Below are 18,120 nucleotides of genomic sequence, written 5' to 3' on the forward strand. Positions count from 1 at the left end.
TGTCGCTAAAAGTGCCGAGACTTATAACGAGAACGCCCGCTAGCCGCAAGCCGGGTCGAACCGATGTAGAATGCGCGGCCATTCTTCTGACGGAAGCTTTGATGGATCGCCCGCGTTTTCGAGCCTGTTTTCTTCACCCCCGATTCTGGCCATTGTGGCTTGGGCTGGGGCTGCTATGGCTGATTGTCCAGCTGCCCTTTCGCGCCCTGCTGGTCATTGGTCGTGTTCTGGGCGCGGTCATGTACCGATTTGCCACTGATCGAAAATACATTGCCTCGCGCAATCTGGAGCTGTGTTTCCCCCACCTGACCAAGGTTGAGCGCAAGCGTCTGCTCAAGGAAAACTTCGCCTCCACCGGCATTGCGTTCTTCGAGATGGCCATGAGTTGGTGGTGGTCCAAAGAGCGCCTGGCCAAACTCGCCCATATCGAAGGACTGGAGCATCTGCAAGCCGCGCAGCAACAAGGCCGGGGCGTGATTCTCATGGCGCTGCATTTCACGACGCTGGAAGTGGGAGCGGCATTGTTGGGGCAGCAGCACACCATCGACGGCATGTACCGCGAGCACAAGGACCCGCTGTTCGACTTCATTCAGCGTCGCGGCCGCGAGCGGCACAATCAGGATTCCCTGGCCGTGGAGCGCGAAGACGTGCGCGGCATGCTCAAGCTGCTGCGTGCCGGCCGCGCAATCTGGTATGCGCCGGATCAGGATTACGGCGCCAAACAGAGCGTCTTTGTGCCGCTGTTCGGTATTCAGGCGGCAACGGTGACGGCTACCAGCAAGTTCGCCAAACTCGGCCGCGCCCAGGTCGTGCCCTTCACTCAGCAGCGTCTGGCCGATGGTAGCGGCTATCGCTTGGTGATTCATCCGCCCCTGCAGGATTTTCCCGGTGAGAGCGACGAGGCGGATTGCCTGCGCATCAATCAATGGGTAGAAAGTGCCATCACTGAATGCCCGGCGCAGTATCTTTGGGCGCATAGACGCTTTAAAAGCCGACCGGTGGGCGAAGCGAAGCTGTATAAGAAGCGTAAATAACCCGAGGCTGACGCCCACATGCTCGAAAATGCCGTCGCGATGGACGCTGTGAATGACGTCGAACCCGTCACCGGGTTGATTCTGTCCGGTGGCGGCGCCCGAGCGGCTTATCAGGTTGGGGTGTTGGCGGGGATTGCCGACTTGTTGCCCGCGGGCGCACCCAATCCATTCCCGGTGATTGTCGGCACCTCGGCCGGGGCAATCAATGCGGTGAAACTGGCCAGTGGCGCCTTGCATTTTCGCACCGCGATCCATCAACTCACCGAATTCTGGCAGGGCTTTCGCAGCCATCAGGTGCTGCGCAGCGATTGGCCGGGTGTCAGCCGGCAGGCCGCGCGTTTCCTCGGCAAAAGCTTGCTTGGGTTGGGCTCGCAGATCCCGGTCGCGCTGCTCGACAGTTCGCCGTTGCGTGGCCTGCTGACGGAACGGCTGGATCTGGAGGGCATCGACGCTGCAATCCAGGCACGGCATCTGCGCGCTGTGGCGGTGACTGCGTTCGGTTACGAATCCGGGCACGCGGTGACGTTCTATCAGGGCAAAGGCACCATTGATCCGTGGTTGCGCCACCGTCGCGTGGGTGTTCCGACCCAGTTGACCATCGATCATCTACTGGCCAGTTCAGCAATCCCGTTGTTGTTCGCACCCGTGAAAATCGATCAGGAATATTTCGGTGACGGTGCCGTGCGCCAGTCTGCGCCGATCAGCCCTGCGCTGCATCTGGGCGCCAATCGGGTGCTGGTGGTCGGTGTCAGTGGTAACCCGCGCGGTACCGACGCCAATCGTGACGTGCGACGGGTCACCACTGGTGGGCAGCCGAGCCTGGCGCAGATCAGCGGACATTTGCTCAACAGCACCTTCATTGACAGCCTCGAAAGCGATATCGAAGTGCTGGAACGCATGAACCTCCTCAGCCATCTGTTGCCCAGTGAACAGCGCATACGCCAGCAAGGCCTGGCCCCGGTGGAAGTGCTGGTGATCGCGCCCAGCCAGCCAATCGACCAGATAGCTGCCCGCCATCGCCGCGAATTACCCCCGGCCCTGCGTACTTTTCTACGCGGACCCGGTGCAACCAAGACCAGCGGTGCCAGCGTGCTCAGCTATCTGCTGTTCGAAGCGGGGTATTGCAGCGAACTGATCGAACTGGGCCGCTACGACGCGATTGCCCAGGGCGAACAGTTGAAGCGGTTTTTGCGCTTGTAACAGGTGCGACCCCCACAAAAGCCCACCAAACTAGCCAGGCTCAAGCCGTCAACCGATCATCGCGAAAATCCCGCAGTGCCTGTTCGATCTCTTCCCGCGTGTTCATCACGAACGGGCCGTACTGCACGATGGGTTCGCCCAGCGGCTTGCCGGCAATCAACAACACCCGAGCTCCGGCGGCGCTGCTCAGCAGCAGTTCGCCCTCATTGGACAAACGCACCAGACGGCTGGCGCCGACCGCTTGGGGCTGACCGGCAACCTCCAGGGTGCCTTCATAGACATACAACAACGCGCGGTGCCCATCAGGAAGACGTGGGCTGATGCTGCTGCCAGCCGGCATGTGGAAGTCGAAATACTGTGGCTCGGTATCCGGCCGCTGCACCGCGCCAGCCTGTTGCAACGATCCATCATCGAACTGACCGGCAATCACCACAACTTCAACACCGGCGTCGGTGGTCAGGCGCGGAATGTTATCCGGCTGGATGTCCTGATAGCTGGCATCGCTCAGCTTGGTCTTGCCCGGCAGGTTCAGCCACAGCTGAAAACCGCGCATCACGCCTTCTTCCTGCTCCGGCATCTCACTGTGAATAATGCCCCGCGCCGCCGTCATCCATTGCACGCCGCCGCCCTGCAGCAAACCGACGTTGCCCATGTGATCTTCGTGCCGCATGCGGCCTTCGAGCATGTAAGTCACCGTCTCGAAGCCCCGATGCGGATGCGGCGGAAAGCCTGCGATGTATTCATCCGGCTTGTCCGAACCGAACTCATCAAGCATCAGAAACGGATCAAACTGCTCGACCCCCGGCCCGCCAAACACACGGGTCAGGCTGACGCCAGCGCCATCCGAAGTGGGTTGACCTGCCTGAATCGACAGCACTTTGCGAAATTGAGTCATCTGAACCTGCTCCTCAAGTGGGAATGCTGGCTATGGTATGCCTGTCGGGTTGATGGATGGGTGCTGATTTTGCATGCCATCAATCGTTTATTTCGATTGGTTGCAGTCCTGTGGGAGTTCACGAGCAACGCGAGGCAGCGATATTAATCTGCCTGACACACCGCTTCGCGGCCGTCGTGACCTCCGAACGCTCCCACAAAAAACGCGGTCAGTCTGGATTCGCCCTAACAAGTCGGTCCCCACGGAGTTTGGTTCTCACCCACAAAAAAACGGCCAACCCGATCACTCCGGTTGGCCGTTCTTGTGAAGCTTTTCAGTTACTCGGCAATCTGCAACTTGCGGGCTTCGGTGTAGACGTAGCGCACTTTCTCGTATTCAAACGGCGAGTTCATCTGGCCGTAGCGGAAACTGGTGGTGTAGCGGCGGTCGACGATTCGCAGGGCGTACAGTTCCGGATGGTCCGAGCTGACTTGCGAGACGTTCAGGAAATTGATCTGGGATTCGGCAGCGAAGTCGAATACCAGGCCACCGGTGTCACGCAGGTTCGACGGGCCGAGAAACGGCAGAACCAGGTATGGGCCGCCAGGTACACCGTAGAAGCCCAGGGTCTGACCGAAGTCTTCAGCCTGGCGCGGCAGGCCCATCATGGTTGCCGGGTCCCACAGGCCGGCGATGCCGATGGTGGTGTTGACCAGCAGGCGACCGGTGGTGTCCAGCGAACGCTTACCCTTGAACTGCAGCAGGCTGTTCAGCAAGTTAGGCACGTCGCCCAGGTTGGCGAAGAAGTTGCTGACGCCAGTGCGCAAGAAGCCCGGCGTGACATATTTGTAGCCGTTGACTACCGGCAGGAATACCCATTCGTCAAAGCGATAGTTGAAGTGGTAAACCCGACGGTTCATCGACTCCAGCGGATCGTAGACTTCCAGCGCGTTGAGCGTGGCGCGTTCGAACTCCCGCTGGTCCAGGCCCGGATTGAACTTCAATGCGTTCAGCGGATGCGTGAAGCCGTCTGCATCGTCCTCGCGGGCGACGGTGGCGGGGTGGGCCGCAAGGTTGCTGTTGGTCGCGTCAGCGGCATAGGTCGCGCCCGAGCAAAGCAGGGCAGCGATGAGTAAAAGACGTTTAGCCACGGAAAAACTCCAGCATGGCGTCGCTGTTGACGCGGTAATTAAGGTTGCCGCAATGTCCGCCGTAAGGGTAAACGGTCAGACGATCACCGAAAGTCTTGCGCAGGAAACCCAGGTCGCCCGCACCGAGGATCACGTCGTCAGCGTTGTGCATGACGGAGATCTTGGTGCTGGTGTGCAGGTAATCCTTGAGCGCATACAGGCTCACTTGATCGACCAGTTGCAGCAAACTGCCGCCATCGGTACGGGCGCGCCACATCGGGATAACTTGTTCGGTCAGGTAGCAATCGAAGTCGCATTGCAGCGCGCGTTTGAGGAACGGCGACAGGCTGGTGCCTTCGGTGATCGGAAACTTCGGCGGGGTGATCAGGCCACGACGGTTGATCAGGTCGGAAGTGAACGCGATGTCAGCCGAAGAGAAACGGAACGAAGTGCCGATCAACATGGCCATTTGTTCGTTGGTCAGATGCTGCTTGGACTGCTGGAAGTCGTAAAGCAGTGCATCGTTGAGATCGATATAGCCTTTCTGACGGAAGTAACGGGTCAGTTTTTCCAGAACCAGTTCATAGAACGTGGTGCTGTTGTCGATGCCCTTGACGTTGGTCTGCACCAGTTTGTCGAGGTTGGTGATCGACGTGTACAGGTTCACCGGCGGATTGATCAGCAGCACTTTCTTGAAGTTGAAGCTGCGACGGGTTTCGTCCAGGTGGGCAACGAATGCAGCATCCAGTGCGCCCAGGCTGTAACCGGTCAGGTAGTAGTCGGTAACTTGCAGTTTGCTCTGCTGGGCGCGAACGCCCTGCATGACGCGGTACAGATCTTCGGCATCTTCCTTGGAAACACCCGGCGTTGCGAAACGCGAAGCCGAGCTCATGAAGTCATAGCTGGTTGGCGAAGACAGTTGCACCACGTTGTAGCCAGCGCCGTAATAAAGCTTCTTCAGAAACTCGTTCAAGGTGCTGTTATAAGGTGCGCCGGTGCCCGCGATCAGGAAGATCAGCGGTGCCGGGTGATCCTGCTTGGCCAGGCGATAACGCAGTTTCTTCACCGCCCAGAAGTTATCCGGCAGGGTGAACTCGCGCTCAGGGTGCAGATTGAGGGTGTAATCGTCCTGGTCGATATCCTCATCAGCCGGCAGATCCGGGCGTAGATCCGGAGGTGTCGTGGCGATGGTCGCTTCGAACGGGTTGGTCAGAGGGAAGCCATACGTGGCGGGGTCGACATTGACCGCCATAGCGGACGCACTCAAACAGAGGCCGCCAATGACGGCAGCAAAGCGCAGAAAACGGAGCATGACTAAATCCCTTGGGAACGAAGTGCTGATGAGGTACGCGGGCTATGACCGCTGATCGAGTGCCAAGTGCCGCACTGACAGTCTAAGTTTCGTAAAATCTTCGAGACAATACACGTTCTGTTGCATCAATAGCGAAGCACGGTACTTTAAATTCGCCTGCATCCCTTGCATGGCGAGGCGAGGCGGCTATTCTGGGCGCCATTTCGCGCCAAAGTTTTGACCTGGATGGAGTCCTTGATGCCTCGCCGTTTGCCCTTGATTCTGCTGCTGATCGCCTTGCCAATCTGGCTCGGCGCCAGCTATGGCGTGCGTTACCTGTTAATGGAAGATGCGCAATGGGTTGGCATCTGTGCCAACGAGGCCTTGCAATGGGAGTGCCAGGTTCGCTCTGGATTGGGCTGGATGATCCACTTCGGGATTATTTCCTGGTCGGCGCTGGCGGTTTCGCTGGTGGCGTTCTTTTTACGCGGCGTCGCCGGTTGGCGTCTGGCAGTGCTGGGGTTGCTGCTGGGGATTGCGGCGTTGGTGCTTTATAGCGCGAGCATCGGGGTATTTGCGGTGGTGATTGCAGGTTTGCGACTGGTTCGTGCGTCCAGGCAAGCGGCCTGATCAGATTTCTGGAACCGCAATACGATTGCGTAGGATTTGGAAAACCAATACCCAAACCCCAGACAGCATCAAGGGGAGCCGAGGCTCCCCTTTAAATCGTTTTGCATGCTCTATTTTTATTATTCTAGGGTGGCCTGTTCTTGTTTTTGGCGACCGGTCCCTTTACTGCGTTCTTGTGCGATCCCCATGCGGGATCAAGAGCAAACGTATTTTTTTGAGCGCTGACTCGCTTTGATCGATGCATCTGATCCAACCAGTTCGGGAGCTACCTGAGGGTAGTTTTATTGTTCTCTGCCCGGTTGCGAAGTTCCTTACGGCGCTTCTGTAAAGCTGATCCACTCCAAAAAAATCTGTTAGCTGCGTCTCTGTGCCGTTGTTTTTGTTATGTCAGAGCCGTTACGTCTTGTTTTTATTAGGTATGCCACTTTTTATTCTTGTTATGCCAGATATATAGCAGGACCTGTGCCAACTTTTGCGAATGCTTTAAAAACAATGGCTTAGGACGAAGTGTCAGAGCGGGTCAGGCAAAAAATCCTTGCCGTTTGTTTCCGTGTTACCCGCTTGCGGCGTTCGCTGTCCCGAAGAGGTAACACAATATGTTTCCGTTCACGTTGGCCGTGTTACACCGACGGCGCAGTGCGCAGCGCCGTAACGGCTTGCGACTGGCGCACCCGCAGGCAGCGCCATAACGCAGCAGTCATCAGGACGCTGACCAGCGCCCAGCCGAGCGCTTGTTGATTGGCAAGGCCTTCACGGAACAGTTGTGGCGCGATGCCTGCACCGACGATAAACGTCAGCAGCGCGACTTCGCGACGGGGAACCGCCACGGGGCGCGCCAGATAGAAGAGTGCGGGCACAATCAGCGTCGGTGTGGCAAAGCTGCGGTAGCGCGGGTCAAACACCAGCGCCAGCATCATGATCGCCGCCGCGAAACCCGCCGCTGCCACCAGCCAGCCGGCCCGCGCTTCGAACCACAGCAGCGCTTTGCTGCGCCATCCATCTCCCGCTGAAAGCACCCGCGCAGCATGGGCCATCACCACCAGATTCAAGCCCACCAGCAAGGCGGCCCAGAGGTATTCGCCGTAAAAGCGACTGGTGATGCGCGCCAGTTCGCCCCAGGTGCCGATGCAACAAGCGCCCAGCGCGGCCAGCAGCGGCAGAATCAGCGCGTTGCGGCGATTGTCGACCCGTCCGGCAAACGCCAGAGTCAGGAGGAAGATGCCACCACTGACGCTCAGCCAAAACGGCCACCAGCCCAGATTGGAAACCGGTCCGGCGAGCACGCCTTTTTCCTGTCTATCAGCGTCGAACAGTCCCCAGTAACCGCCCACCGCACCTTCGGCGGCGCGTTTCCAGGGTTGGTCGAAGGCTTCAATCAGGTTGTAGTGCCAGCCATTCTGCTCGGCCATGGCGACAAAGCCACGGATGAACTTCGCCTCGTTGACCCGGCTCGGCAGCGCGGTTTCCCGCTGGCGGCCTTCGCTGGGCCAGCCGGTTTCGCCGATCACGATGTCCTTGGGGGCGAATTTGCTGCCGAAGATCTGCCGGATCTGCGCCACGTGGGCCAATGCGTCATCAATGCCTTTGGGGTCGTCTTCCCAGTAAGGCAGCAAGTGGATGGTCAGGAAGTCCACGGCCGGTGCGACTTCCGGATACTGCAGCCAGAACTCCCAGACGTCGGCGTAGGTCACCGGTTGCCGGACCTGGCTTTTGACTTGACCAATCAACTTCGCCAGCTGCGCGCCGGTGACTTCCTTGCGCAGCAAGGCTTCGTTGCCGACGATGACCGATGTAACAACATCCGGATTGGCATTGGCCGAAGCGATCAGCGCATCGACCTCCTTGGCTGTGTCCTGCGCATTGCTGTTGATCCAGGCACCCAGCATCAGCTTCAAGCCGTGCTTGCGCGCCAATGCGGGGATCGCTTCCAGGCCAGTCATCGAATAAGTGCGGATGCACTCGAAACGCGTGGCGAGCAAGGCCAGGTCGGCGTCCATGCGCTCGGGTCGCAGCTTGAAAGGCTGGTCGAATGGCGACTGATCCTTGTCGAACGGCGTGTACGACGCGCATTGCAGCTTATGGGTCGGGGTGGCAGCGTCCGGGAGAATCACCGGCTTGCCCATCGTGTACCAGTAACTGCACATGGCGATCACGCCAAGCAGGCAAGCGAACAGATAGGGCACAAGGAATGAGCGGGAAGTGGCGGGCATGATCGGGCCGAAATGGGGCGAAGGCCGCATCTTAGCACTGGGTTTGTCAGCGGCGGCGACGTCGGCTGACTGCGGTGATTTTGCCGCAGACTCACTGCATTACTTTCGACATGCAATTTCTGGACGGATCAAAGCGCGTTTTACGACATGGATGTCGTTGATGGCCGCGTGATGTCGTTTCCCGATGCATTGACGTCGCTGACAGAGCACGTTCCATCATCGTCACGGTTGATTATCAAGGCGTCGACACGGTGCTGGTCATCGTTCGCAACAGTGGTTGAAGCGTGAAAGGTGCGCGGCGCTCCAAAGTTGGGCGCGGCCTGCGACCTTAATAACAACGTCAACGATGCCCGACCGCCGTCGGGCGCAGGACTACCGGGGAAGTAACGATGAAGATGCGAAAAATCCTGGGCGTGAGTGCCGCTCTGGCCCTTGCTGTCAGTTCCACGCTGGCCAGTGCCAAAGAAGTGAGCATTGGCTATGTCGACGGTTGGTCCGACAGCGTCGCCACGACTAACGTTGCGGCTGTGGTGATCAAGCAGAAGCTGGGCTATGACGTAAAACTGCAAGCCGTTGCGGCCGGGATCATGTGGCAAGGCGTGGCTACCGGCAAACTGGACATGATGCTGTCGGCCTGGCTGCCGGTCACTCATGGCGAGTACATGACCAAGAACAAAGACAACGTGGTGAACTACGGTTCCAACTTCAAGGACGCCAAGATCGGCCTGATCGTACCTGAGTACGTGAAAGCCAAGAGCATCGAAGATCTCAAGACTGATGAGTCCTTCAAGAAAAAGATTGTCGGCATTGATGCCGGTTCGGGCGTCATGATCAAGACCGATCAGGCTATCAAGGACTACGGTCTGGATGGCTACAAACTGCAGGCCAGTTCCGGTGCCGGCATGATCGCCGAGCTGACCCGGGCTTATCCAAAAGAGCAATCCATCGCTGTGACTGGCTGGGTGCCGCACTGGATGTTCGCCAAATGGAAGTTGAAGTTTCTTGAAGATCCGAAGGGTGTCTACGGTGCCGCAGAAACCGTGGACAGTATCGGCAGTAAAGAACTGGCCGCCAAGGCTCCGGAAGTTGTCGAGTTCCTGAAGAAATTCCAGTGGGCTTCCAAGGATGAAATCGGCGAAGTGATGCTGGCCATTCAGGATGGCGCCAAGCCTGAAGCCGCCGCTGAAGCATGGGTCGCCAAGCACCCGGACCGTGTCAAAGAGTGGACCGGCAAATAAGCCTTCACGCCTGACGCAACATCCAGAGCCGCCCGGTTTAACGACCGGGCGGTTTTTTTGCGTGAGCGCATTTATCCCGTGGGACCGGCTTTAGCCGGGAAAGGGTCGATACATTCACGGTATTTATATCGCCCGTTATACAGCCTTCCCGGGCAAAGCCGGTCCCACAGTAGCCGGTCCTACAGTGTCGTTCTAATACTAAGGTCGTCTGGAGCGCGCGCCAGACCTGACTAAAGTGAATGTGTGACATCTCATCTGTGCTGCGAGGACAAAAACAATGAACGACAGCATTTACCTCTCGATTCAAAACAGCCCCCGTTTCAAGGAGCTGGTATCAAAAAGAGAGCGCTTCGCCTGGATTCTCTCGGCGATCATGCTTGGCCTGTATGCGGCCTTTATTCTTTTGATTGCTTATGGACCCCATATTCTGGGGGCCAAATTAAGCCCGACATCAACGATTACGTGGGGAATGCCTATTGGGGTCGGTTTGATCCTTTCTGCATTCATACTCACCGCGATCTATGTTCGCCGCGCAAACGGTGAATTCGATGACCTGAACAACGCGATTCTGAAGGAGGCTCAGCAATGATCCGGCGCCTCTTGGCAGTATTCGGCCTGGCCGCCTTCGCGCCGTCCCTTTGGGCGGCAGAAGCGTTGACCGGCGCTGTGCAGAAACAACCGCTGAACGTTTCGGCGATCGTCATGTTCGTCATTTTCGTCGGCTTTACCCTGTACATCACTTATTGGGCATCGAAGAAAAACAAGACAGCAGCAGACTACTATTCGGCAGGCGGCAAGATCACCGGCTTCCAGAATGGCCTGGCAATTGCGGGTGACTATATGTCCGCCGCTTCTTTCCTGGGTATTTCCGCGCTGGTGTATACCTCCGGCTACGACGGCCTGATCTACTCGATCGGCTTCCTGGTGGGCTGGCCGATCATTCTGTTCCTGATCGCCGAACGCTTGCGTAACCTGGGTAAATACACGTTTGCTGACGTGGCGTCCTATCGCCTCAAGCAGAAAGAGATCCGTACCCTGTCTGCCTGCGGTTCGCTGGTGGTGGTTGCGTTCTACCTGATCGCGCAGATGGTTGGCGCCGGCAAGCTGATCCAGCTGCTGTTCGGGCTGGACTACGCGGTTGCGGTGGTGCTGGTCGGTATCCTGATGTGCCTGTATGTGCTGTTTGGCGGCATGCTCGCAACCACCTGGGTACAAATCATCAAGGCCGTGATGCTGTTGTCCGGTGCGTCGTTCATGGCCCTGATGGTCATGAAGCACGTCAACTTCGACTTCAACATGCTGTTCGCCGAAGCGGTCAAGGTTCACCCTAAAGGTGAAGCGATCATGAGCCCGGGCGGTCTGGTGAAAGATCCGATCTCGGCGTTCTCCCTGGGTCTGGCACTGATGTTCGGTACTGCTGGCCTGCCGCACATCCTGATGCGCTTCTTCACCGTAAGCGATGCCAAAGAAGCCCGTAAGTCGGTGCTGTACGCCACCGGTTTCATCGGCTACTTCTACATCCTGACCTTCATCATCGGCTTCGGCGCGATCCTGCTGGTCAGCACCAATCCGGCGTTCAAGGACGCAGCGGGTGCGCTGTTGGGTGGTAACAACATGGCAGCGGTTCACCTGGCCGATGCGGTCGGTGGCAGTCTGTTCCTGGGCTTCATCTCGGCAGTTGCTTTCGCCACCATCCTGGCAGTGGTTGCCGGTTTGACCCTGGCGGGCGCTTCGGCAGTTTCCCACGACTTGTATGCCAGCGTGATCAAGGCCGGCAAAGCCAACGAGAAAGACGAGATCCGCGTTTCGAAGATCACCACCATTGCCCTGGCAATCGTGGCAATCCTTCTGGGCATCGCCTTCGAAAGCCAGAACATCGCGTTCATGGTTGGCCTGGCGTTCTCCATCGCGGCGAGCTGTAACTTCCCGGTCTTGCTGCTTTCCATGTACTGGAAAAACCTGACCACCCGTGGCGCCATGATCGGCGGCTGGATGGGCTTGATCAGCGCCGTGGTGCTGATGGTCCTCGGTCCGACCATCTGGGTATCGATCCTGCATCACGAGAAAGCCATCTTCCCGTACGAATACCCGGCGCTGTTCTCCATCGCCATCGCCTTCGTCGGTATCTGGTTCTTCTCCATCACCGACAAATCGAAAGCGGCGGAGGGCGAGCGCGCCTTGTTCTACCCGCAGTTCGTACGCTCGCAGACTGGCCTGGGCGCCAGCGGCGCGGTGTCGCACTGATCTGTCTGATGTGAAGTAACCAGCAAGACAAAACGCCCCGAATGATTCGGGGCGTTTTTGTTTCCAGGAGCCAACGTGTTGGCGAGGATCCTGTGGGACCGGATTTATCCGGGAAGAGGCCGGTACATCCACGACATATTTGTTGTAAGGAATATTGCTTTCCCGGATAAATCCGGTCCCACGGGTTAGCCGAGTGAAAGCGCAGCCATCCATACACCCTTATTCAACCCAATAAAAAACCCCGCCAGATTGGCGGGGTTTTTTTGGTTGAAGCCGGGAAGTTATATTCTTCCGAGCAATACCAGGATCAGCAGGATAACCAGGATAGTACCGATGATGCCCGACGGCCCGTAACCCCAGCTGCGGGAGTGCGGGAATACCGGCAGACCACCAACCAACAGCAAGATGAGGATAATGATAAGAATTGTGCCGATGCCCATGACGAGTTCCTTCTGGTGTTCGTGGAGTGGCTTTAACAGTTCAAGCTTTTGCCAAACCGGCGTAAAGTTTGTGCTGCTTAACTACTCCGACTATCGTGTTTCGGAAAAAGTCCATGTCGGTTTCAAGAAAGCCTGAAAATAATAAAATATTTATATTTATCAGTGGATTATTGAACTTTAACCGGTCTTCAAAGATCGCGCTTTTATAACCGCGCTGCAGCAGGATCTACTCCATGTTTTTTCGCCTGGCAGCCGACGCCGTCGTCGTGGTGCATTTATTGTTCATTGTGTTCGTGTTATTTGGCGGGCTGCTGGTGCTGCGTTGGCGCTGGCTGCTGATCCTGCATATTCCGGCGTTGGTGTGGGGCGCGGTGGTGGAGTTTTTTCATTTCTATTGCCCGTTGACCCCGCTGGAGAACACGTTGCGCAGCCGGGCCGGCACGGAAGGCTACGACGGCGGCTTTATCGAGCATTACCTGATCCCGCTGATCTATCCCGCAGGCCTGACGCCGCAGATTCAACTGTGGCTGGGCGGCATTGTCGTGCTCTGCAACCTGGTGGTTTACAGCTGGCTGGCCAGTCGCCGATGGTCGCGCCGCAAATCCCCGTAACGCAGGGTTTGCCTCAGTCATTCAGCGCTTTGATGGTGGATCGGATTGGCGTTGGCAGTGGTTACACTGCGGCTTATCTTCTTCGCAAAGACAAGGCGTTCCCCTATGCAAAATCGCATCATGATCACTGGCGCCGGGTCTGGCCTGGGTCGCGAAATCGCGCTGCGCTGGGCCCGTGAAGGCTGGCGTCTGGCATTGTCCGATGTCAACGATGCGGGTTTGCAGGAGACCCTCAAACTGGTGCGCGAGGTGGGCGGTGAGGCATGTGATGAGAGTTTTGTGCAGCGCTGCGATGTCCGCGACTACAGCCAGCTGACTGCTTTCGCCCAGGCCTGCGAAGAAAAATTCGGCGGCATCGACATTATCGTCAATAACGCGGGAGTTGCTTCCGGTGGCTTCTTCAGCGAGCTGTCCCTGGAAGACTGGGACTGGCAAATCGCGATCAACCTCATGGGCGTGGTCAAGGGCTGCAAGGCGTTCTTGCCGTTGCTCGAAGTCAGCAAGGGGAAAATCATCAACATTGCGTCCATGGCCGCCTTGATGCAGGGCCCGGCCATGAGCAACTACAACGTCGCCAAGGCCGGTGTGGTGGCCTTGTCAGAAAGCCTGTTGATTGAATTGCGCCAACAGGAAATCGGCGTGCATGTGGTTTGCCCGTCGTTTTTCCAGACCAACCTGCTGGACTCTTTCCGAGGGCCGACGCCGGCCATGAAAGCTCAGGTTGGCAAGTTGCTGGAGAGCTCGCCGATCAATGCCAGTGAAATCGCCGACTACATCTTCGAACAGGTCGCCCAAGGCGAGTTCATGATCCTCCCGCACGAGCAGGGACGCATGGCCTGGCAGCTCAAGTGCAAGAATCCGCAGCTGCTGTATGACGAGATGGCGGCGATGTCAGAGAAAATGCGTCGCCGCTAGACTGTAGGAGCCAACTTGTTGGCGAGGCGATGTGTGCGCTGCACAGCTTCGCGAGCAAGCTCGCTCCCACACAAGTTCACTCCTACGGTGAGTTAGCGCTTTCTGATAGGGTTGCCGCCATTCGCTGGCAACTTTTGTAGAGAACTCTCCGTGCTCAATTACTTGTGGTTTTTCCTCGCCGCCTTGTTCGAAATTGCCGGCTGCTATGCCTTCTGGATGTGGCTGCGCCTGGGTAAAAGCGCGCTGTGGATTGTTCCCGGGCTGATCAGCCTGACATTGTTCGCGCTTTTGCTCACTCGCGTGGAGGCAACTTATGCCGGGCGCGCCTATGCGGCGTATGGCGGGATCTACATCATTGCGTCCATCGCCTGGCTGGGTGTTATCGAGCGGGTCAGGCCCTTGAACACCGATTGGCTCGGTGCCGCGCTGTGTGTGATCGGTGCGACGATCATTCTGTTTGGTCCGCGCTGGTCGGCTCAATAATCCTGAATGTAAGACGTTTCCTTCAAGCTTTTCCGGCGGCCTTGCAGGACATGACTGATTTTCCGTCTGTGCATTGAAGGGCAGAAAAGGCCCATGCAAGCTGATTCTCTTTAACTAAAAGAGAATAGGAAAATGCTGATACTGACGCGGGAAGTTGGCGAAACATTCTCTATCGGCGATGACATCACCGTACAAATCCTGGCCATCCAGGGCAATCAGGTACGGTTTGGTATCACTGCGCCCAGCCACATCAAGGTTCATCGTGCCGAGGTATACCGACGCATTGCCCAGCGCCTGTCGCAGCAGCGCGCGGAAGTCGCAGGAGAAGGTCGTCCTTGAGACAGCGGCGCTTCAGTCAAAGAATTCCTTGGGCACTTCATGCTTGAGCATCAGCTGGCACTGTTGGCTTTCCAGATCGAAGAAAATCACCGCCTGGCCTTTGTTCAATGCATGCCTTACGCGCAGGACACGGGTTTCCAGAGGCGTGTCGTCGCCGTTGTCAGTGCCATCGCGGCTGACAAAATCTTCGATCAAGCGGGTGAGGGTGTCGGCTTCGAGTTGGTCGTAGGGGATCAGCATGAGAGTTCTCGCATCAATTCCCGGCGATGATAGTGCACGAGCGTCGTCGGAGCGAGCGGCGGCCGGTGCTTGCTACGCGACGGGGTATCTTCTACGGATGAGATACCGCCTTCGCAAGCAAGCTTGCTCCCACAAATCGTGCAAGGTAGCTGAACCTGTGGGAGCGAGCTTGCTCGCGAAGAGGCCGTGGACTATTCGACCTCTTCCCGATTCTGCCCAATCAGACTGTCCACCGCTGGCACGCGGGTGTCGGATTCCATCTGCGCGTCGTGTTCGATCTGATGACTGAATTTTTCAAGCGACGCCGTTGCCGGTTTTGCGTCGCTGGCGAAGACCGGCGGGCTGAGCATATATGCGCCGAGCAACCGGCTCAGACCGGCGAGGCTGTCGATGTGCGTGCGTTCGTAGCCGTGGGTCGCGTCGCAGCCGAAGGCCAGCAGGGCGGTGCGGATGTCATGCCCGGCGGTAACCGCCGAATGGGCGTCGCTGAAGTAATAGCGGAACATGTCCCGGCGCACCGGCAGTTCGTTTTCAGCACCCAGGCGCAACAAATGCCGGGACAAATGGTAATCGTAAGGACCGCCCGAATCCTGCATCGCGACACTGACTGCGTGCTCGCTGGAATGCTGGCCCGGCGCAACTGGCGCGATATCAATGCCGACAAACTCACTGACATCCCATGGCAATACGCCTGCCGCGCCGGTGCCGGTTTCTTCGGTGATGGTGAACAGCGGATGGCAATCGATCAGCGGTTCGGCGCCGCTGTCGACAATGGCTTTCAATGCCGCGAGCAACGCCGCTACGCCTGCCTTGTCGTCCAGATGGCGGGCGCTGATGTGCCCGCTTTCGGTAAATTCCGGCAGCGGATCAAAGGCCACGAAATCGCCGATGCCAATGCCCAGGGATTCGCAATCGGCCTTGGTCGTGGCGTAGGCGTCGAGGCGCAGTTCGACGTGATCCCAACTGATCGGCATCTCGTCCACCGCAGTGTTAAACGCATGCCCGGACGCCATCAGCGGTAGCACGCTGCCACGGATCACGCCGTTGTCGGTAAACACGCTGACCCGACTGCCTTCGGCAAAACGGCTCGACCAGCAGCCAATCGGCGCCAGCGACAAGCGTCCGTTGTCTTTCACTTCGCGCACGGCGGCGCCGATGGTGTCCAGGTGCGCAGAAACCGCGCGGTCCGGGCTGTTTTGCTTGCCTTTCAAGGTGGCGCGAATGGTCCCGCGCCGGGTCAGTTCGAACGGGATGCCCAGTTCTTCAAGACGCTCGGCGACGTAGCGCACGATGGTGTCGGTGAAACCGGTGGGGCTTGGGATCGCGAGCATTTCCAACAGGACTTTCTGCAGGTAATTCAGATCCGGTTCGGGGATTTTTCTTGCAGTGGTCATGGATGGCTCCTTCGGAGCAGTTGAAAGCGGTAAGCCGCAAGCTGCAAGGCAGAGCAGGTCTGCTTGCAGCTTGACGCTGGATGCTTGCAGCTGCTCTCAGCTGTGAACAGGCAAACTGTGCGGGAACAGCAGATCGACGAAGCGTTCTGCCGTGGGTTGCGGTTCATGGTTGGCCAGGCCAACACGTTCGTTGGCCTCGATGAATACGTATTCGGGTTGATCGGCAGCAGGGACCATCAGGTCCAGGCCGACCACCGGGATGTCGAGCGCACGCGCCGCGCGGATCGCCGCGTCGTTGAGCACCGGATGCAGAATCCCGGTGACGTCTTCGAGGCAGCCGCCGGTGTGCAGATTGGCAGTGCGGCGTACGGCCAGGCGTTGGTCCATGGGCAGCACGCTGTCATAGCTAAAACCCGCGTCGCGCACCGTGCGTTCGGTTTCCTCATCCAGTGGAATCTTGCTTTCGCCTCCGGTTGCAGCCGCGCGGCGGCGACTTTGCGCGTCGATCAACTGGCCAATCGTGTGTCGGCCATCGCCAACCACTTCTGCCGGACGACGAATTGCCGCCGCCACCACTTCGAAACCAATCACCACGATGCGCAGATCAAGGCCTTCGTGGAAGCTTTCCAGAATCACCCGCGAGTCGAACTGGCGAGCACGCTCGATGGCCTCCTGCATTTCTTCCGGGGTGCGCAGATTAACGGCGACGCCCTGGCCTTGTTCGCCATCCAGTGGCTTGACGACGATCTGCCCGTGTTCTTTGAGGAACGCCAGATTCGCTGCGGTTTCACCCGCGCGTTGCTGGGCGGGCAGGTTGAGCCCGGCAGCTTTCAACGCCCGATTCGTCATGCTCTTGTCCTGGCACAGCGTCATGCTTACGGCGCTGGTCAGGTCGCTGAGGGATTCCCGACAACGAATCCGCCGGCCGCCGTAGGCCAGGGTAAACAGGCCGGCTTCAGCATCATCGACCTGAACTTCAATCCCGCGGCGATGCGCTTCTTCGACGATGATCCGCGCATAAGGATTGAAATCTCCCAACGGACCGGGGCCGAGGAACAACGACTCGTTGATGCCATTCTTGCGCTTGATGGCAAAGGTCGGCAGGTTGCGAAAGCCCAGTTTGGCGTACAGCGCCTTGGCCTGTTCGTTGTCATGCAGCACCGACAAGTCCAGATAACTCAGACCGCGACTCATGAAATGCTCGATAAGATGCCGCACCAGCACTTCGCCAACACCGGGCCGCGTGCACTGTGGATCAACGGCCAGACACCACAGGCTGCTGCCTTTTTCAGGATCATTGAAAGCCTTTTGATGATTCAGGCCCATGACGCTGCCGATCACCGCGTTGCTGCTTTCATCCTCGGCAATCCAGTACACCGGGCCGCCCTGATGACGCGGGGTCAGCAGTTCAGGGTCGATCGGCAACATGCCGCGCGCCAGATACAGATTGTTGATCGCCTGCCAATCGTTGCTGTTCTGCGCTCGACGAATGCGGAAACCGCGAAACACCCGCTGCGCCGGACGATAATCGCTGAACCACAGGCGCAACGTGTCGGATGGATCAAGGAACAATTGTTGCGGCGACTGCGCCAGCACTTGCTGCGGCGCGGCGACGTAGAGCGCGATGTCACGCTCGCCGGGCTTTTCATTGAGCAGCTCGTTGGCCAGGCTCGCCGGGTCCGGATAGGTGTGACCAATCAACAGCCGACCCCAGCCGCAATGCAGCGCCAGCGGTTGCGCATCGATTGCGCTGCCATCTTCGGCCAGGCGTGCTTGCAGACGTTCATACGAGGGCGATTGGCCGCGCAACAGGCGTTGGCTGTAAGCCGTCGAATTCTGTTTCATCA

The 18,120-nt window shown here is 58.1% G+C and carries 18 protein-coding genes; 10 read left to right on the forward strand and 8 right to left on the reverse strand.

Annotated features, from left to right (window positions below):
* The first annotated feature begins 101 nt into the window (after positions 1-101).
* The gene (locus ACP7E4_RS04075) at positions 102-1,034 is read left to right on the forward strand and encodes a lipid A biosynthesis lauroyl acyltransferase (protein ID WP_426111653.1); all 933 of its coding nucleotides are present in this window, start codon (positions 102-104) and stop codon (positions 1,032-1,034) included.
* An 18-nt stretch (positions 1,035-1,052) separates the two neighbouring features.
* On the forward strand, positions 1,053-2,234 hold the full coding sequence (locus ACP7E4_RS04080) for a patatin-like phospholipase family protein (protein WP_426111651.1): 1,182 nt from the start codon (positions 1,053-1,055) through the stop codon (positions 2,232-2,234).
* Between the two features lie 40 nt (positions 2,235-2,274).
* Here ACP7E4_RS04080 and ACP7E4_RS04085 read toward each other — a convergent pair whose 3' ends face one another.
* From ACP7E4_RS04085 to ACP7E4_RS04095, 3 genes are all read right to left on the reverse strand, one after another.
* Positions 2,275-3,129: a pirin family protein gene (locus ACP7E4_RS04085; protein ID WP_426111649.1), complete on the reverse strand. Its 855-nt coding sequence runs from the start codon at positions 3,127-3,129 to the stop codon at positions 2,275-2,277.
* A 317-nt stretch (positions 3,130-3,446) separates the two neighbouring features.
* Positions 3,447-4,259, reverse strand: coding sequence for an MlaA family lipoprotein (locus ACP7E4_RS04090; protein ID WP_426111647.1), 813 nt, complete (start codon positions 4,257-4,259; stop codon positions 3,447-3,449).
* Entirely contained in the window at positions 4,252-5,550 is a 1,299-nt protein-coding gene (locus ACP7E4_RS04095) for a serine/threonine protein kinase (protein WP_065831319.1), read from the reverse strand. The genes ACP7E4_RS04090 and ACP7E4_RS04095 overlap by 8 nt, the downstream gene beginning before the upstream one ends.
* A 237-nt stretch (positions 5,551-5,787) precedes the next feature.
* Between ACP7E4_RS04095 and ACP7E4_RS04100 the strand changes: the two genes are divergently transcribed.
* Positions 5,788-6,159 (forward strand): hypothetical protein, encoded by a 372-nt coding sequence (locus ACP7E4_RS04100; RefSeq protein ID WP_426111645.1) that lies wholly within the window; start codon positions 5,788-5,790, stop codon positions 6,157-6,159.
* Between the two features lie 620 nt (positions 6,160-6,779).
* On the opposite strand, the gene ACP7E4_RS04105 is transcribed toward ACP7E4_RS04100, so the two are convergent.
* Entirely contained in the window at positions 6,780-8,399 is a 1,620-nt protein-coding gene (locus tag ACP7E4_RS04105) for a glycosyl hydrolase family 17 protein (protein ID WP_426111643.1), read from the reverse strand.
* A 359-nt stretch (positions 8,400-8,758) separates the two neighbouring features.
* Between ACP7E4_RS04105 and ACP7E4_RS04110 the strand changes: the two genes are divergently transcribed.
* From ACP7E4_RS04110 to ACP7E4_RS04120, 3 genes are all read left to right on the forward strand, one after another.
* Positions 8,759-9,607, forward strand: a complete 849-nt coding sequence (locus ACP7E4_RS04110) for a glycine betaine ABC transporter substrate-binding protein (RefSeq protein WP_426111641.1) — start codon at positions 8,759-8,761, stop codon at positions 9,605-9,607.
* A gap of 277 nt (positions 9,608-9,884) precedes the next feature.
* Positions 9,885-10,196 carry a DUF485 domain-containing protein gene (locus ACP7E4_RS04115; protein WP_003314526.1) on the forward strand — a complete coding sequence of 104 codons (312 nt, stop codon included), beginning with the start codon at positions 9,885-9,887 and terminating at the stop codon, positions 10,194-10,196.
* A complete protein-coding gene (locus ACP7E4_RS04120) occupies positions 10,193-11,851 on the forward strand; it encodes a cation acetate symporter (protein ID WP_426111638.1) in 1,659 nt (552 codons plus the stop codon). Before ACP7E4_RS04115 ends, ACP7E4_RS04120 begins: the two co-directional genes overlap by 4 nt.
* A gap of 281 nt (positions 11,852-12,132) precedes the next feature.
* Here the strand turns inward: ACP7E4_RS04120 and ACP7E4_RS04125 are convergent, their stop codons facing one another.
* Positions 12,133-12,291 carry a DUF3309 family protein gene (locus ACP7E4_RS04125; protein WP_020290439.1) on the reverse strand — a complete coding sequence of 53 codons (159 nt, stop codon included), beginning with the start codon at positions 12,289-12,291 and terminating at the stop codon, positions 12,133-12,135.
* Between the two features lie 233 nt (positions 12,292-12,524).
* Here ACP7E4_RS04125 and ACP7E4_RS04130 point away from each other — a divergent pair, with 233 nt between their 5' ends.
* From ACP7E4_RS04130 to csrA, 4 genes are all read left to right on the forward strand, one after another.
* Entirely contained in the window at positions 12,525-12,902 is a 378-nt protein-coding gene (locus ACP7E4_RS04130) for a DUF2784 domain-containing protein (protein WP_426111636.1), read from the forward strand.
* Positions 12,903-13,007: 105 nt separating this feature from the next.
* Positions 13,008-13,817: an SDR family oxidoreductase gene (locus ACP7E4_RS04135; RefSeq protein ID WP_426111634.1), complete on the forward strand. Its 810-nt coding sequence runs from the start codon at positions 13,008-13,010 to the stop codon at positions 13,815-13,817.
* Positions 13,818-13,967: 150 nt separating this feature from the next.
* The gene (locus tag ACP7E4_RS04140; RefSeq protein WP_426111632.1) at positions 13,968-14,300 is read left to right on the forward strand and encodes a YnfA family protein; all 333 of its coding nucleotides are present in this window, start codon (positions 13,968-13,970) and stop codon (positions 14,298-14,300) included.
* Positions 14,301-14,432: 132 nt separating this feature from the next.
* Positions 14,433-14,639: a carbon storage regulator CsrA gene (gene csrA / locus ACP7E4_RS04145; RefSeq protein ID WP_426111630.1), complete on the forward strand. Its 207-nt coding sequence runs from the start codon at positions 14,433-14,435 to the stop codon at positions 14,637-14,639.
* Between the two features lie 12 nt (positions 14,640-14,651).
* On the opposite strand, the gene ACP7E4_RS04150 is transcribed toward csrA, so the two are convergent.
* The 3 genes from ACP7E4_RS04150 to ngg form a co-directional block, all read right to left on the reverse strand.
* Positions 14,652-14,879, reverse strand: a complete 228-nt coding sequence (locus tag ACP7E4_RS04150; protein WP_426111628.1) for a YheU family protein — start codon at positions 14,877-14,879, stop codon at positions 14,652-14,654.
* Between the two features lie 191 nt (positions 14,880-15,070).
* Positions 15,071-16,273 (reverse strand): osmoprotectant NAGGN system M42 family peptidase, encoded by a 1,203-nt coding sequence (locus ACP7E4_RS04155; protein ID WP_065831328.1) that lies wholly within the window; start codon positions 16,271-16,273, stop codon positions 15,071-15,073.
* A gap of 96 nt (positions 16,274-16,369) precedes the next feature.
* Positions 16,370-18,118: an N-acetylglutaminylglutamine synthetase gene (gene ngg / locus ACP7E4_RS04160; RefSeq protein WP_426111626.1), complete on the reverse strand. Its 1,749-nt coding sequence runs from the start codon at positions 18,116-18,118 to the stop codon at positions 16,370-16,372.
* Between the last annotated feature and the right edge of the window lie 2 nt (positions 18,119-18,120).

This window comes from Pseudomonas sp. DSP3-2-3, assembly GCF_049898225.1.
Lineage (GTDB): Bacteria > Pseudomonadota > Gammaproteobacteria > Pseudomonadales > Pseudomonadaceae > Aquipseudomonas.